Raw genomic sequence first — 16,155 nt, 5'->3', positions numbered from 1 at the left:
CGGGATGGTGCAAGCCCATCCCGCCAATAATTCAATTCTGTAAGCCCGTCTGTCAATCCTCCCATCCGGACAGCTTCTCCATGCGGGTGCTTCCCTCATTTCCGTCCGGACATTTTCTTTATCTCCGTCAGGGCAGTCTCTTCATTCTCCACATTTCCTGTCAAATGAAGGGCTGAAAGCCTCGAAATCACCGCTATCAGCCGGCAGTGGCTGCTGAGCTCGTGCTCACGGAAGCGGAGGAAGAGCTTACCGCCTCAGAGGAGGAATCTGTATTGATGTACTTGTCGATAATGGACTGTACGGTTCCGTCTGCGATCAGCTTCTTCAGAATGCTGTTGATGGCGTCACGAAGCGCAGGATTGTCCTTGCTGACTCCGATGGCGTAATCCTCGCTCACATAGTCGGTATCCAGAAGCTTCAGTCCCTTGTTCTGCGCTACAAACGCCTTCGCCGGCTCATTATCGATGATCACGGCATCGATTTTTCCACCGAGCAGAGCCTGAATCGCCATGGCTCCGTTCGTATACGCAACGACATGGTCCTCACCGAAGCCTCCGTTTTCCGGTGTATCAGAAGCATAGATATAACCGGTGGTTCCCTCCTGGCATCCGATCATCTTGTCATTGGAAAGATCATCAACCGATTTGATATCAGAATCCTCCGGAACGATGATGGACTGAACGCCCTTCGCATAGCTGTCAGTGAAATCCACGTTCTTCTTTCTCTCTTCATTAACCGTGATTCCCGCCATTGCAATATCTTCCTTGCCGGACTGAACCGATGTGATGACAGAGGAGAAATCCATATCATCGACAACCAACTTCAGGCCAAGCTCTTTTGCGATCTCTGCAGCGATATCTACGTCGATACCGGTATAGCCGCCATTATCATCCGTCGTCTCATAAGGCGGGAACGCAGCATTTGTCGCCATATGAAGCTCTCCGGAGGCGACGGTCTTGATGTCGCCGTACGAAGAGGCGCTCACAGATGCTGCCGCTTCCGTTGTACTTTCTGCTGATGATCCGGAAGCGGATGCCGCTTCCGAGGAACTGGAACTGCCTGCTGCAGAACCACATGCTGCCAGCGACAGTGTCATGCCGGCAGTCAGTAAAAGAGCCATTGCTTTTTTCATCATTTCTTCTTCCTCTCTTCCTTAAAAATCTCTACTAATTTCCTTCCTTTATAACAGAGCATCCGCTGCAGTGCCTTCATATGCTGTGCTTTCATCTATGCGATGAACAGCGCTATACACAGCACTTTCATCCGCACTTTCACGCGGTGCATTGTTATCTGTTCATCTCACCGCAGGGATGAGCTCTGAACGTTCAAGATTATAGCCTCTGCTGTTTCTGTAGTCAAGACTCACCTCACACCGTCCGGCGGACACGAATTGCGCATATCAAAACAGACAGCGTGACCTTCCCCTCCAGGGGTAAAGACCACGCTGTCTTTCCATCTGACTTTATACTTATGATGACGCCCGGTTTACCATATGGAGTATACAGCACCACTTACAGGCTCTTATTTTCTGACAAGAAGAGACTTCCCGGTCATCTCCGCCGGTTTCTCCATACCCATCAGCTCAATCAGCGTCGGAACAATGTCACAGAGCGCTCCGCCTTCTCTGAGGGTGTAGGCGGGATCACAGTTCACAAGCAGGAACGGAACCGGATTTGTGGTATGAGCAGTCCACGGCTCTCCTGTAGCGGGATCCACCATCAGCTCTGCATTTCCGTGGTCCGCGGTGATGAACATCTGTCCGTCGACCTCCTTCAGAGCCTCTACTGCTCTCCCGACGCACTCATCGACCGCTTCGATCGCCTTGATCGCAGCAGCCTCGACTCCGGTATGGCCGACCATATCCGGGTTCGCGAAATTGATGATAATCACATCATACTTCTGAGAACGGATCGCCTCACAGAGCTTATCGCACACCTTCGGCGCGCTCATTTCCGGCTGAAGGTCGTAGGTAGCTACCTTCGGAGAAGGGATCAGGAAACGATCCTCTCCTTCATTCGGCTCCTCAACGCCTCCGTTAAAGAAGAAGGTGACATGCGCGTATTTCTCAGTCTCAGCGATTCTGGCCTGCTTCATTCCCTTCTTCGCGAGCCACTCCCCGAACGTATTTGTGAGTTTCTCGTTCTTAAAAGCAATGTACTTGTTCGGGATGGTCTCATCATAATCCTTGAAGCACACAAAGGTAAGATTCTCGATTCTCTTTCTCTCAAATCCCTTGAAATCCGGGTCGCAGAAGGCTCTCGTAAGCTCTCTCGCGCGGTCGGGGCGGAAGTTGAAGAAGATCACACTGTCCCCTTCCTTTACCGTTGCAACAGGAGTCCCGTCTTCGTTCTTCATGACCGTTGGAATCACAAACTCATCCGTGATCTCCTTGTCATAGGAAGCCTGCATCGCGCGAAGCGGATCTGTTCCGCCATCGACGCCCTCTCCCTTTGTCAGCGCGTCATATGCCTTCTCCACACGATCCCAGTTCGTATCACGGTCCATCGCATAGTAACGTCCGGAGATGACACCGATCCTTCCGACTCCGATCTCTCTCATCTTGTCCATGAGCTGACGAATATATTCGATTCCCGAGGTCGGCGGCGTGTCACGTCCGTCCAGGAAACAATGCACATAAACCCGGTCAAAATTTTCTTTCTTGCACAGCTCAAGGAGCGCATACAGATGTGTAATATGGCTGTGCACACCGCCATCGGAAAGAAGGCCCCAGAGATGAAGATCTCCGTTGTTCTTCTTTGCGTTGTTGATCGCAAGCAGAAGCTCCTCGTTCCGGAAGAAATCGCCGTCATTAATTGCCTTTGTGATCCGGGTCAGATCCTGATACACAATACGGCCGGCGCCCATATTCATATGTCCAACCTCGGAATTTCCCATCTGTCCATCCGGAAGTCCTACATAGTGGCCGCTTGCTTGTCCCTGAACATACGGGCACTGGCTCTTTAACTGATCCATCACCGGTGTTCTCGCCTCACAGATCGCATTGTGCTCGCAAACCGGATTCTCACCGTAGCCATCGAGGATCATCAGAACAGTAGGTTTCTTTGCCATAATTCATTTCTCCTTATATCTTATCTATCTGTCAGCGCTTTGCCGACTGGTTCATTCTGCCAGTCCCATCCAGGCTGTCTCACCGTCAAACAGTCTGTCATTACGTCAATGCTTATCATACTAATACTGTCCGAAAAAAACAAGCAGATATTTGCCGGACAAAAGCCAATATGTTATACTTCATGACAGACTCATGATTCTGCCTGTCGGACGCATCATCTGGCCCGGCAGACGCGCACACCTGTGATGCCAGCGTCCCGCTGAATCCCGGAATGAGAGGAAAGCGGTCCAGCAGCATCTTCCTATGATATCCACCGGATATCAGTGAGGCATCCGAGTCCAAAAAAGTTCTTGCTTAATGCTTAAAAATCCCGAGACCTTAAAATCCCGGGCCTTTATACCCCGAAGCTGCAGCCTTTAAAATTTTAATTCCGAAGAAAGTCAGGAGTTTTACCTATGCTGGAATCCGGTACATCACTGTATAAGCTTATCATACTGTTCATGCTCGGAAAGGTCACCTTTCCGCTCACCAACGCCCAGATCTCCGATCTGATCCTGAGCCGCAAATATACCTCCTATTTTCATCTTCAGGAGGTCCTGTCCGAAATGATTGATACCGGTCTCCTCGAAATCGAGACCACCAATCACACGACCTATTACCGCATGACCGATCAGGGAAAACAGACGCTGGAATACTTCAGAAATGAAATTCCGCCGGAAATTCGCCGGGAAATCGCCAATTATCTGGTTCTGCACTCCTATGAGATGCGCAACGAATCATCGACTCTTGCCGATTATTTCCGCAATTCCAACCAGGACTATACCGTGAACTGTATGGTCAAGGAAGGAAAACAGACGCTCATCGAGCTGAAGTTCACGGTTCCCACCGAGGAGGCCGCACGGACGCTTTCGGAAAACTGGAAGAAGAAGAGCCAGGAAACCTACGCGGCGATCATGAAGATTCTCATGTGACGCCGATATGGAGGGAAATCCGGAGTCCCCGTTTACTTCAGATTTTTCTCCCGGCCGATTTTTTCAAAATACTCTCTGATCTTCTCTTCATAACCGTTTCCGGTCGGATGATAGAATACCGCATCCTTTATCTCGTCCGGCAGGTATTGCTGTTCTACATAGTGGTTCGGATAGTCGTGCGCATATTTATAACCGATGCCATGGCCGAGCTGCTCATGGCTTTTGTAGTGTGCGTCCTGCAGATGAACGGGCACCGTCGTCTGCTTCTTCCGCACGGATTCCATCGCCTCGAAAACCGCCTCTGTGCAGGCATTGCTTTTCGGCGCTCCGGCCACATAGATTGCTGCCTGGGCAAGGATGAGCTGGGATTCCGGCATCCCCACACGTTCCACCTCCTGCGCCGCAGACGCAGCCACTACCATGGCCATGGGGTCCGCGTTTCCGACATCCTCCGATGCGCAGATCATGATTCTTCTCGCGATGAATTTTACATCCTCCCCCGCGTAGAGCATTTTTGCCAGATAGTAAACGGCAGCGTCCGGATCCGATCCCCTCATGCTTTTAATAAAGGCAGATATCGTGTCGTAATGCTGGTCTCCCGCCTTGTCATAGCGAACCACTCTCTTCTGAATGCACTGCGAGGCAGTCTCCAGATCGATGTGGATTTTCCCGTCCTCCGGCGACGGCTCAGTCGTCAGAATTCCCAGTTCTATCGCATTCAGCGCCTCTCTGGCGTCACCGCCCGCAATGTCCGCGAGGAACTCGCAGGCGTCCGGCTCCAGAACGGCATGATAGCTGCCCATTCCTTTGACCGGATCGGTCACCGCTCTGTTCAGAAGCTCGCGGATGTTCTCCGTCGACAGCGGCTTCAGCTCAAAGACCACGGACCTTGAGATCAGGGCAGAATTCACCTCAAAATAGGGATTCTCCGTCGTGGCGCCGATCAGAATAACCGTGCCGTCCTCTACATACGGAAGAAGGTAGTCCTGCTGCCCCTTGTTGAACCGGTGAATCTCATCGATGAACAGAATCGTCTTTCTGCCGTACATTCCCCGGCGATCCTGTGCCGCCCGTATCGCGTCTTCCATATCTTTCTTCCCGGACGCGGTCGCATTCAGCTGCACAAACTCCGCGCTCGTCGTATTCGCAATGACATGGGCAAGCGTTGTTTTTCCCGTTCCGGGCGGTCCGTATAAAATCAGCGAGCTCAGCTTGTCCGCCATGATGGCGCGGTAGAGAAGCTTTCCCTTCCCGATGATATGTTCCTGACCCACCACCTCGTCCAGCCGTTCCGGCCTCATCCGGGATGCCAGAGGCGCTTCCTTCTCCATGTTTTTTTCCTTCATGTAATCGAACAGATCCATTCTTATCCCTCAGCTGTTTTCACGATAAATGTACCATTGCTGCTGTATACGACCTCGCCAAGCTCTGCGATGCCTTCCGTATTCACGGTTCCGTACTTCGCGTATTCCTCGCTTCCCACGAAAATATAAGAGATTCCATACTTTTCAATCAGGCTCCAGACCTCTTCCGCGTCATCTGAGGTATAAATCGTCTTGATATCCGCGGACCTCTGATTCAGGTCCTCCGGATCGCTCCGCCACAGCCATTCATGGACATACCAGCCGAGCACGGTCGGAAGTCCGGTCATCGCCGATACCCGGCACGCGGTGCTGTAGCTGTCTCCGTCCGCTTCCAGGACGACCGGCTGTCCCGGAACGTTCTCATTCAGCCACCGGATTGCTCCCGCGTCAGCCGGATAGGAGCTCTCCAGAAATGATGTAGCATCCATGCCCTGATAATTTTTATAACGGAAAATGTTTCCCATAAACTGACGCACCGATACAGGAAAGTACCCAAGCGTCAGTCCGAAAAACGCCGCCGCGGCAATTCCTGCAATCCGGCGCAGCCTCTGTCTGGAAGCCAGAAAACAGATGACGGCATACGCCATCATCATCCCGTAGAGGATAAACGCCTGATAGGTCATCTTGAACATCGTATTGGACCTCGGATATCCGCTGGACTCGTAGATGTCCCTGACATACACGATTTCCGGCACGAGCACAAGACCGAAGGCACACAGTCCGAGAATCAGCGCGAAATGATCCGGCAGCGGCGTTGTTCGAAAATACCCGGTTTTTTCACCGGTGTCCTCCGCGGCCCCTTCTCTTCCGTTCCTGCCTCCACTGATCGCACCCGGCATTTTTTTCCTGTAATTCCCGACTACAGTGACAATCAGCAGAAGAAAGACCACAAAGGGGAATCCCCACAGAATCAGCAGCTGATACAGCGGCGTATGGGTCCGGCAGAACGCCACGCCGGAAACCGGCGACTGAAACTGAAGACGGAAGGGAAGCGAGGTCACCGTTGATAACACTGCCAGCACTGCGGTGTGATACACGGCCGACACAGTCCTTTTCTTCCGGCTCCGGCAGCTGCTGTTCAGAGCGCGGAAGATTATGCAGAAAAAGGCAACGGTAAAATATATGACATAATCCCAGAAATTCGTCCACTGGAACATGCCGATCAGGGCTGCTGCCGACAGAAATCTCGCGTCCGGGAGATATCTTCTCTCCCGTCCGGCACAGTTCTCCCGTCCGGTGCAGTTCTCCCGTCCGATGCAGATCCAGGCATAGAGGAGCGCCACCACCGTCAACACAAAAATGATGTTGCACATGTGCGCGTGAACGTCTCCGAGAACGAATGAGTAGGAGGGAAACTCGTGAATGGTCCGGTCAGCGGTATTCACCGGATTGTATCCGATGTAGCGCGTTGAGTCGGCAAACCAGTAATAATCCCTGCCATCCGGCATCGGGAGTCCGAGCAGCTTCCCGAAAATTCCGTATATCACATAGTGGCCGTTTCCGGCAAGTGAAACCGCCGCGCCGCCGATCAGACCTCCTGCCGCAGCCCACGCTCCGGCATGCGGACGATCCTCCATGCGGTCAAGCACCATCTGGCGCACGATGGAGAACGGAAGCGCAAATCCGAGGGCGGCAATCATCGCGCGGTAAATATTGTAGGCATAAGAAACGCCGACGCCGCACATTTTTCCCAGATAGACACCGAAATACTGCCCGCCGTAATAATAGTTGATGGCATCTGTTCCATACCAGATGTCTTTCGCGGGGAGGGATGTACTTCGATACATTGCGGCCACAAAGCCGTAATCCATGAACTTCTCCGTTCCGCTTGCCTGCGGCCGGAAGCCGATGAGATAAGCCCAGAACACGAAGAGTCCGAAGAACAGCACCTCCTCCGCAATGATCAGATTAATGTCCATCTTTTTCTTCACAGGCTTCAGCATGAACAGTACCCAGCACACGCCGATAAAGATCAGCGTGACAACCAGCGCCCTGCGGCCGGTAAACCGGAGAATATCCGCAAGCCCGAGAACCCAGACCGCATATCCGCCTGCCGCGAGCCCGATCACCCTGGAGAACAGCCATCCACCGTCACGAAATGCCGCGAACAGAATTCTGGTCAGCGGAAAAAATCCGGCCCCGATGATCAGAAGCAGCAGATACCACCTGAAAAACGGAAAAAAGCTGCTGCCAAGAAGCGCGCCCGCCGCCGCAAGCATAAGGAAAAAGACGGCAAAGAAGCCGATCGACGAGTTTTTCATCTTCGTAAACAATCTGTGGTCCTCCGGAAAATATTTTTCAGAATATGATCACTCTGGAATTGTTCAAACGAGATAAAACACGCTGCGCGAGTTTTATCTCGCTATCGCGACGCTCGCCGCACACGAATACTTCGCATTCGGCTGCGGCTCACTGTTCGCGTAAAAAAACAAGAGCTGCCCGACGTGCGTCAGCACTTCGGACAGTTCTATTGTATCGCGAACGGATAGCTGTTTCAACAATGCGCGCCGCCGTCCAGAAGCTCCGGCGGGTATATTCCATCCTCCGTCATCTTCTTCAGCGCGGCGGTCACCACCGGCTTATCCTCCTTATAGGTCACACCGTACCACTTGTCCGGCGTCGTCATTACCTTCACCGCCGCCTTGTCTTCGGCCAGAAGATCCGCGACAACCGAGGGAAGGAAATACTCTCCCTTCAGCGGATTCTCCTTCAATGTCCGGTCAAGGAACGCTGGGAAACGCGCGAGGAGCTCATTCATGATGCTGTAGTTGAAGCCCCACATATTCATGGAAACCACCGTGTCATCCGCAAGGGGTGTCCAGGTCTTCCCGTCATCCTCGGTGTATTCGATCCCCGACGAATGCTTCTCGATTCGTGTGCGCTCGTGAATCCCCACGAGCTCCTCCCGGTCATTCACCTCACAGATTCCGCGGGAGACATATCCGTTTTCTGTCACGGTGTTCTTCAGCTGATATCCGACCATCGCGTAGCGGTACTTCGTATCATCGCCGTTGTGCGCCAGGTAATCATACATCTTACGAAACGCGTCTCTCCCGTAATAGTCATCCGCGTTGATCACCGCGAACGGAGATCCGTGAACCGCAAAAAAACATGACAGAACGGCGTGTCCCGTCCCCCATGGTTTCACACGCCCCTCCGGCACCTGATAGCCCGCCGGCAAATCGTTCAGTCTCTGAAAGGCATAGCTGATCTTCACCCTGCTGCTGATCCGGTCTCCGATTCTCTCCTGGAAGATCTGCTTATTTTCCTCCTTGATGACAAAAATAATTTCCCGGAAACCGGCCTGTACCGCATCATAAATTGAATAATCAATGATCAGATGTCCCCTCTCATCCATAGGATCCATCTGCTTCAAGCCGCCGTACCGGCTGCCCATGCCGGCCGCCATTATGACAAGGACCGGGTGGTTGTTATTTTCCATCTTCTCCACCTCTTTCTATCATTCTTCTATCATCTTCTGCGAAGAATCTTTTTTAACTTACAGCGCCTTTTTCTCATTAACTCTTTCTGCAAAATCTATCAGTCAGAGCTGTCAACGAGATAATACACGCTGTGCGAGTTTTATCTCGCTATCGCGACGCTCGCCGCCCACGAATACTTCGCATTCGGCTGCGGCTCGCTGTTCGCGTAAATCAGAGCTGTGCAATTCACGCCATGAGAATCAGTTATCTTCCTCTGTCAGCGTATATACCGAGCGCTTTCTCGCGTCCGCGTCCGCTGCCAGATACTCATCATACGTTGTCACCTTATCAATCAGCGTCCCGTCATGCCGGAATTCCATGATGCGGTTTGCCGTCGTCTGCACAAACTGATGGTCGTGACAGGTAAACAGCAGCACACCCGGGAACTTGATCAGACCGTTATTCAGCGCCTGAATCGACTCCATATCCAGATGGTTGGTCGGCTGGTCCAGAACGAGCACATTCGCGCCCGAAATCATCATCTTCGACAGAAGGCATCTGACCTTCTCGCCTCCGGACAGTACCCTTACCTTCTTGACACCGTCATCTCCGGCGAAGAGCATTCTTCCGAGGAATCCCCGCACATAGGTTGCGTCCTTGATCTCCGAATACTGGGTCAGCCACTCCGCGATCGTCAGATCGGAGTCGAATTCCTCCGTATAGTCCTTCGGGAAAAATGCCTGTGACGTGGTTACGCCCCACTTATAATATCCCTCGTCCGCCTCATCTTCACCGGCAATGATCTTGAACAGCTCCGTCGCGGCCTGCTCGTTGGAGCCGACAAAAGCGACCTTATCTTCTCTTCTGAGCGTGAACGAGACATCGTCCAGTACCTTCACACCGTCGATGGTCTTGCTGATGTTGTGAACCTCAAGAACCTCATTCCCGATCTCTCGGTTCGGACGGAAATCAATATAGGGATATTTCCGGCTGGATGGCTTGATATCGTCCAGCTGAATCTTCTCCAGCGCCTTCTTACGGGAAGTCGCCTGCTTCGATTTCGAGGCATTCGCCGCAAATCGGGAAATAAATTCCTGCAGCTCCTTGATCTTCTCTTCCTTTTTCTTGTTTGCTTCCTTCTTCTGCTGCAGCAGGAGATTGCTGGACTCGAACCAGAAATCGTAGTTGCCGGCATAGAGCTGAATCTTGCCGTAATCGATATCCGCTATATTTGTGCAGACCTTATTCAGGAAATACCGGTCATGGGACACAACGATGACGGTATTCTCGAAATTGATCAGGAACTCCTCCAGCCAGTCGATGGCGTCCAGATCCAGATGGTTCGTCGGCTCATCAAGAAGCAGAATATCCGGGTTTCCGAAAAGGGCTCGCGCCAGAAGCACCTTTACCTTCTGCGGGCCGTCCAGCGTTCCCATCTGCGCGTAATGGAGATCCGTCTCGATTCCGAGTCCGTTCAGCAGCTGCTCTGCGTCTGTCTCCGCGTCCCATCCGTTCATCTCGGCAAACTCCGCCTCAAGCTCACTGGCCTTGATGCCGTCTTCATCCGTGAAATCCGGCTTCGCGTATAGCGCGTCCTTCTCCTTCATGATCTCATAAAGTCTTCCGTTTCCCTGGATGACCGTATCGAGAACCGGCTGATCGTCATACTTAAAGTGATCCTGCTCCAGGAAAGAAAGCCTCTGTCCCGGCGTAATCGTGACGTCCCCGTTCGTCGGCTCCAGCTGACCGGAGAGAATCTTCAGAAATGTCGATTTTCCGGCACCGTTCGCGCCGATCACACCATAACAGTTGCCTTCCGTAAACTTGATGTTTACATTTTCGAAAAGAGCCTTCTTCCCCACTCTCAGTGTTACATTGTTCGCAGCTATCATATCAAATTCCTTTCTATTGGACCGTTATACCCAGCGTCAGTCGCTACACATCATAACGTATTCCGTTCTTTTTCACAAGTCAATCCTGTCTTACGAATCGCTGGTTATCCTGTCTTATGAATCGCTGGTCAGTGAAAAGAACCAGTCAAGCCGGTTCCGTTTCTCCGCCAGCTCATTGTACTGCAGGCACTCGTACTGCCACTCATCCATCAGATCCTTCTCACTTCCGCCGGACCAGGTATGCCAGTTTCCGTCTGCATCCTCATAGCCCATGTGATTCAGCGCCGGTATTCTGGTCATGAGATCTTTCAAATAATAATTGTAGTCTGTCATCTTCAGACCGGTCTGTCCCAGAAGAAGGGTACTAAGATAGTTCGTGCTTGTCACCACATTCTGTTCCTCCGGGATATCATAATTCGCCCAGATCAGGAACGGTGTCGCATAATAGTGCTCCTGCTGTTCAAGATCAAGAGAGTTATAATTCTCACCGGACACATACTCCGTAAACGAATCCGGCATGGTCGGATAATGATCGCCAAACATAACAATCAGCGTAGGCTCATCATAGTCCTTGAAATAGTCGATCAGATACTCCAGTGCGTCGTCGCTCAGTTTTTCCAGTGAGAGGAACCGGCTCACGACATCATTCTCATACCCGTCAACGGTAATGGTTTCATCGACATCGTCTGTCGTATACCCGCCGTGGTTCTGCATGGTGATATCAAAAAGGAAGAACGGGTTTCCCGCCTTATTTTCCTCGTTGACTACCTGGATGATCTTCTTGTAATTCGACATATCGCTGATGTGGCTGTGAACATATTCCACATCGTCCTCATCGGTAAAATCATCCTGCGTGTAGAAACGGTCAAATCCCAGGAGACGATACGCGGTCTCACGATTCCAGTTGCTTCCCTTGTACGGATGCATGGCCGCTGTTTTATATCCCTGTGCCTCCAGGGTAGAGACAATCGAGTACTGATCATGCGTGAAATAGCTCACATACGGAACCATGGCAGGAAATCTCTTCACGGAATTTCCGGTCAGGAATTCGTACTCCGTCTTTGCCGTTCCGCCACCGGTGATGCACACCAGCGTATGTCCCTTTATTGTATTCTCTTTCAATGAGTCATAAAACGGCATCACAGGCTCATTCGTCTTCAGATCTCCGATATAGCTGTAATCCGCCCAGGACTCATTCATGATGGCAATGATATTCACCGGCTTTACCGCAGAAGCATCCTCTGTCCCTGCGGCTGTTCCGTCCCCGGAATTCGAACTCTTTGCCGAATCCGAGCTCTTTGCGGAATCTGCGCTGCTCCCCGAATCCGAACTCTTCGCGGAATCCGAATTGTTCCCGGAAGCATCGCTTTCCCCGGCCGTTTCCTCCTCCGCGCCGTTCTTCTCCGTCTTTACAAAATCCTCCGCGATCTTCTCTGTTCCGCTCACGGTATAGCCCTCCGGCGGACTAAGTCTCATATATTTCGCGACACAGAAAAACCCGACGGTTGTTCCATACTCGGTGTAGGTCTTGATCGGCGCGAACAGATCCGTCAGGATTCCAAGACCTCCGTTCCAGTTCACATTCAGATAGAAAAAATACATGCCAAACATGAACACCGCGATCCCGACGCGCATAAGAATCTTCCCGATGATCCCTCTGCGGATCAGAACATAGTTCCGCATATGAAGCAGGAGTCCCAGAACACAGAAGTACATCACGAGATCAAGCACGATCCCTCTCGTCAGCGTATACGTATAGGATCCGGAAACCGTCGCCGCCGTCGAGAGCGAGAAGAAATCGATCAGCTGCAGAGGCTCTCCCCGGAACAGATAAACAAAATAAAAGGCAATGCTGATAAACGACCAGATAGACAGGATCAGCATCAGAGAGCGCTTGAGCGAATTCAGCCAGAAGAATGCGATCAGGTTCATGATCAGGATGCCCGCGATATTCAGAAGCCTGTACTTCCATTCCATCGCGACCAGCTCCGTGTTGTTGATATACTCGATGATAAAAAAGCACCAGACATCCACGGCGAGCATGATTCCAAAATGCCACGGCCAGATCTGGAGACTTGCCTCCTTTCCTTTCTCATCCACCCTGTCCAGGGGATGCAGGACGAAGGTACAGATCAGGGCGGACACCGCCACGGCGGCGATCAATCCCGCAAAAAGGATTTCACCGGAGCGCATCTCTATCTTTACGCTGCCGATCAGGGCACTGCGCTGCGTCATCAGAAAAATGAACACGCAGATCCAGTAAATCGCCCAGAATATTTTGTAGCCGACGGACCACTCACGGCCCCGATATCGAATCTCCATCTGAATAAATACCCGCTTTCCCGTCAAAAATATCTGTGTAATACATGCAGATACAGCTACTTCGAGACTGCGCCGCACACCCAAATATTTTACATTTTTTGGAATGGATTTGCAAACCCGCGGCGCCATAATTCACGGAATTCACAGTTTTCTCATAAAGCCTCCGCCTCTCCCTCGCAATCCAACAAAATCAGTCATGATTTTATCATGTAAGCCTGTGGTTTGCTTGCACATTTCATTTCTCCGTGCTATCATAATTGTGTGAAACGGTGGGGCGAACTCCGCGACAGACCAACGAAGCAGGTCACCTGTCAGCGGCATGGGAACGGTGAACCAGCGATGTGACACGGGGACTTATACCGTTTGTGACGCTCCGCTTGCGGGGCATGTTGGTTCAGAAAAAGAAAGGACAGCAGCATGGAACATTTCCATATTCTCACGGATATCTATTTTGGCGAGAAATCACTCGACCGCCTGAGCCAGATCGACAGTCAGAAGGTCTTTATCGTAACCGACCCCTTCATCGTTAAGAGCGACGCGATCCGCAACATCGTAAAGCCTCTGTCGAAGGGCGGCATTGCATATGAAGTATTTACCGAGGTCGTTCCGGATCCTCCCATCTCTAAAGTCGTTGCCGGCGTCAGAGCCTACCTGGAATCCGGCTGTGATACGATCGTGGGCGTCGGCGGAGGATCAGCCATGGACCTCTCCAAGTCCATCCGCAAAATGTCGGAGAGCATGAATGGCGGAACACACATCCGCCTGATCTGTATTCCGACGACGAGCGGCACCGGAAGCGAGGTAACTTCTTTTGCCGTCATCAGCGATCCGGATCATCAGAGAAAAATTCCACTTGTCTCAGAGGATATGTCTCCGGACGAGGCGATTCTCGACGCGGTTCTGGTGCGGAGCGTGCCCGCATCCGTAACGGCGGACACCGGGATGGATGTGCTCACCCACGCGGTCGAAGCCTATGTCAGCACAAAGCACAATGACTTTTCCGGCGCGCTTGCAGAAAAAGCCGTTGAGATCGTAGGTCAGTACCTCTTCCGCTCCTATTCGGACAATAATGACACCCACGCCCGGGAGAAGATGCACACGGCCGCGACGCTGGCGGGACTTGCCTTTAACTCTGCCTCTCTCGGCCTGAACCACGGAATGGCGCATCAGCTCGGCGCGCATTTTCATATTCCGCACGGACGTGCCAATGCCATGCTGCTTCCGATCGTCACGGAATACAATGCCGGTGTATCCAACCTCACAAAGAACAGGGATCTGTCTGATGATCCCGTCGTGGAACGTTACTGCAACATCGCCACGATGCTCGGTCTTTCCAGCTTCAACCCGGTCATGACCATTCACTCTCTGTGCAATTACATGAGATACATGTCGGAGAGCATGGGAATTCCTCAGCATCTCTCCGAGATCCTGGATATTTCAAAGGAAGAATATGAGGCACATCTCGACAGTATGGCCGAGGCTGCCCTGAACGACTCCTGCACGGAAACCAATCCGAGACAGCCGCTGAAACCGGAAGTCATTGAGCTCTACCGGAAGCTCTGGTAATCCATGAGCAACTGATTGCAAGAAACTGCCGCATAAAACAGATGCCCTCTTCCGGTGTCTGTATTATGCGGCAGTTTTTGATTTCTTTTTCCGGATCACTTTTCAATCTTATGTATGAACAGCCCGCTTCTGAGCTTCGGCTCGAACCAGGTGGATTTTGGCGGCATCAGAAGTCCCGCGTCCGCCACAGCAAATAGCTCGCTGATTGAGGTCGGATACAGGGCAAAAGCTGCCTCACAATCTTCATGACATCTTCGCTCCAGCTCTCTGAGCCCCCGGATTCCTCCGACAAAATCAATTCTCGCATCCGTTCTCGGGTCCTGTATATTCCAGATCGGTCCCAGAGCTTCCCTCTGCAGATACTCCACATCCAGACAGCCGATCGGATCTGTCTTCAGAAGATGTTTCCGTGTCTGCAGGCGGTACCATTTTCCCTCCAGGTACAAACCCATCTCACCCTTCTTGGCAGGCCGGTACGGAGATTCCGGCGCCTCTGCGATCCGGAAAACCTGATCCATCTTCTCCAGAATCTCATCCGGCTCATATCCGTTCAAATCCTTTAGCACCCGGTTATAGTCCATGATCTGAAGTTCATCATCCGGGAACAGCACGGAAAGGAAATAATTGAACTCCTCTCTTCCGGTATAACCCGGATGCTCCTTTCGTCTCTTCAGTGATACAGAAACAGCAGAAGCCGCTCTATGATGTCCGTCGGCGATATAAGTGTGATCAAGTGCTGCAAACGCTTTCGTCAGCGCCGCGATCTGATCGTCATTGTCGATTCTCCACACCCTGTGAATCACACCGTCCTCGGCGACGAAATCCAGTACCGGCGCCTTCATGCTCTCCTGCGCAATCAGCCTTTTGATCTCCGGATGGGACCGGTAGGCAAGAAAAATCGGTCCTGTCTGCGCGCTGCACGCATCGATATGATCAAAGCGGTCCTTTTCCTTGTCCTTTCTGGTGTTCTCGTGCTTTCGAATCACATTGTTCAGATAATCGTCTACCGAAGAACACGCGACCAGTCCCTTCTGACTCCTTCCGTTCATGATCAGCTCCCAGATATAGAAGCAGGGTCTGCTGTCCTCTTCAAAAATACCTTTTTCCTGCCACTCGCGAAGCATGGAAGATGCCTTCGCATAGACACAGGGCGCATAGATGTCCTGTTCCTCCGGGAACTGCGTCTCTGCGCGGTCTATCGCGAGAAAAGACAGCGGGTTCTTCTCCACAACCTCTCTTGCCTCCTCCCGGTTATATACATCATAGGGCAGAGCCGCCACAAGTGCTGCCTTCTCCTTCACCGGTGTCAATGCCCGGAACGGTCTGATTACTGCCATTCTTACTCCTCCTGTAAACAGCTCCCGCTGCAAATATTCCCATTTCATGAATACGTTCGCTCACAAGCATATATCTTTCCTGAATACGTTCGCTCATAAGATCGGATAGGGGAGATATTACCCTCCCCTTCCACACCACCGTACGTACCGTTCGGTATACGGCGGTTCAATAGTTTACACGAACTTTCAGATAGTGGGCTGATAAGGATGG

10 protein-coding genes are annotated in these 16,155 nt (G+C 51.9%); 2 read left to right on the top strand and 8 right to left on the bottom strand.

Annotated features, from left to right (window positions below):
- Window positions 1-196: 196 nt before the first annotated feature.
- Window positions 197-1,135: an ABC transporter substrate-binding protein gene (locus ACTNDI_RS11835; protein ID WP_441101188.1), complete on the bottom strand. Its 939-nt coding sequence runs from the start codon at window positions 1,133-1,135 to the stop codon at window positions 197-199.
- A 386-nt stretch (window positions 1,136-1,521) separates the two neighbouring features.
- Entirely contained in the window at window positions 1,522-3,069 is a 1,548-nt protein-coding gene (gene gpmI / locus ACTNDI_RS11830; RefSeq protein WP_441101187.1) for a 2,3-bisphosphoglycerate-independent phosphoglycerate mutase, read from the bottom strand.
- A 456-nt stretch (window positions 3,070-3,525) separates the two neighbouring features.
- Here gpmI and ACTNDI_RS11825 point away from each other — a divergent pair, with 456 nt between their 5' ends.
- Window positions 3,526-4,041: a DUF4364 family protein gene (locus tag ACTNDI_RS11825; RefSeq protein WP_441101186.1), complete on the top strand. Its 516-nt coding sequence runs from the start codon at window positions 3,526-3,528 to the stop codon at window positions 4,039-4,041.
- Between the two features lie 32 nt (window positions 4,042-4,073).
- On the opposite strand, the gene ACTNDI_RS11820 is transcribed toward ACTNDI_RS11825, so the two are convergent.
- The 5 genes from ACTNDI_RS11820 to ACTNDI_RS11800 all read right to left on the bottom strand — a co-directional run bounded on the left by ACTNDI_RS11820 (window position 4,074) and on the right by ACTNDI_RS11800 (window position 13,041).
- Window positions 4,074-5,405, bottom strand: a complete 1,332-nt coding sequence (locus ACTNDI_RS11820; protein ID WP_441101185.1) for a replication-associated recombination protein A — start codon at window positions 5,403-5,405, stop codon at window positions 4,074-4,076.
- Window positions 5,406-5,407: 2 nt separating this feature from the next.
- Window positions 5,408-7,678 (bottom strand): DUF2298 domain-containing protein, encoded by a 2,271-nt coding sequence (locus tag ACTNDI_RS11815; RefSeq protein WP_441101184.1) that lies wholly within the window; start codon window positions 7,676-7,678, stop codon window positions 5,408-5,410.
- Window positions 7,679-7,899: 221 nt separating this feature from the next.
- On the bottom strand, window positions 7,900-8,847 hold the full coding sequence (locus tag ACTNDI_RS11810) for a sugar phosphate nucleotidyltransferase (protein WP_441101183.1): 948 nt from the start codon (window positions 8,845-8,847) through the stop codon (window positions 7,900-7,902).
- 240 nt (window positions 8,848-9,087) lie between these two features.
- Window positions 9,088-10,719 (bottom strand): ABC-F family ATP-binding cassette domain-containing protein, encoded by a 1,632-nt coding sequence (locus ACTNDI_RS11805; protein WP_441101182.1) that lies wholly within the window; start codon window positions 10,717-10,719, stop codon window positions 9,088-9,090.
- Between the two features lie 114 nt (window positions 10,720-10,833).
- Window positions 10,834-13,041, bottom strand: a complete 2,208-nt coding sequence (locus ACTNDI_RS11800; protein ID WP_441101181.1) for an LTA synthase family protein — start codon at window positions 13,039-13,041, stop codon at window positions 10,834-10,836.
- Window positions 13,042-13,458: 417 nt separating this feature from the next.
- Between ACTNDI_RS11800 and ACTNDI_RS11795 the strand changes: the two genes are divergently transcribed.
- The gene (locus tag ACTNDI_RS11795; RefSeq protein WP_441101180.1) at window positions 13,459-14,607 is read left to right on the top strand and encodes a 1-propanol dehydrogenase PduQ; all 1,149 of its coding nucleotides are present in this window, start codon (window positions 13,459-13,461) and stop codon (window positions 14,605-14,607) included.
- 95 nt (window positions 14,608-14,702) lie between these two features.
- Here the strand turns inward: ACTNDI_RS11795 and ACTNDI_RS11790 are convergent, their stop codons facing one another.
- Window positions 14,703-15,944, bottom strand: coding sequence for a DUF1015 domain-containing protein (locus ACTNDI_RS11790; RefSeq protein ID WP_441101179.1), 1,242 nt, complete (start codon window positions 15,942-15,944; stop codon window positions 14,703-14,705).
- Window positions 15,945-16,155: the final 211 nt, after the last annotated feature.

This window comes from Bilifractor sp. HCP3S3_D3 (assembly GCF_052063915.1).
GTDB lineage: Bacteria > Bacillota > Clostridia > Lachnospirales > Lachnospiraceae > Bilifractor.
The sequence above is the reverse complement of the archived record's forward strand: the minus strand, read 5'-3'. Positions and strand labels throughout refer to the sequence as shown.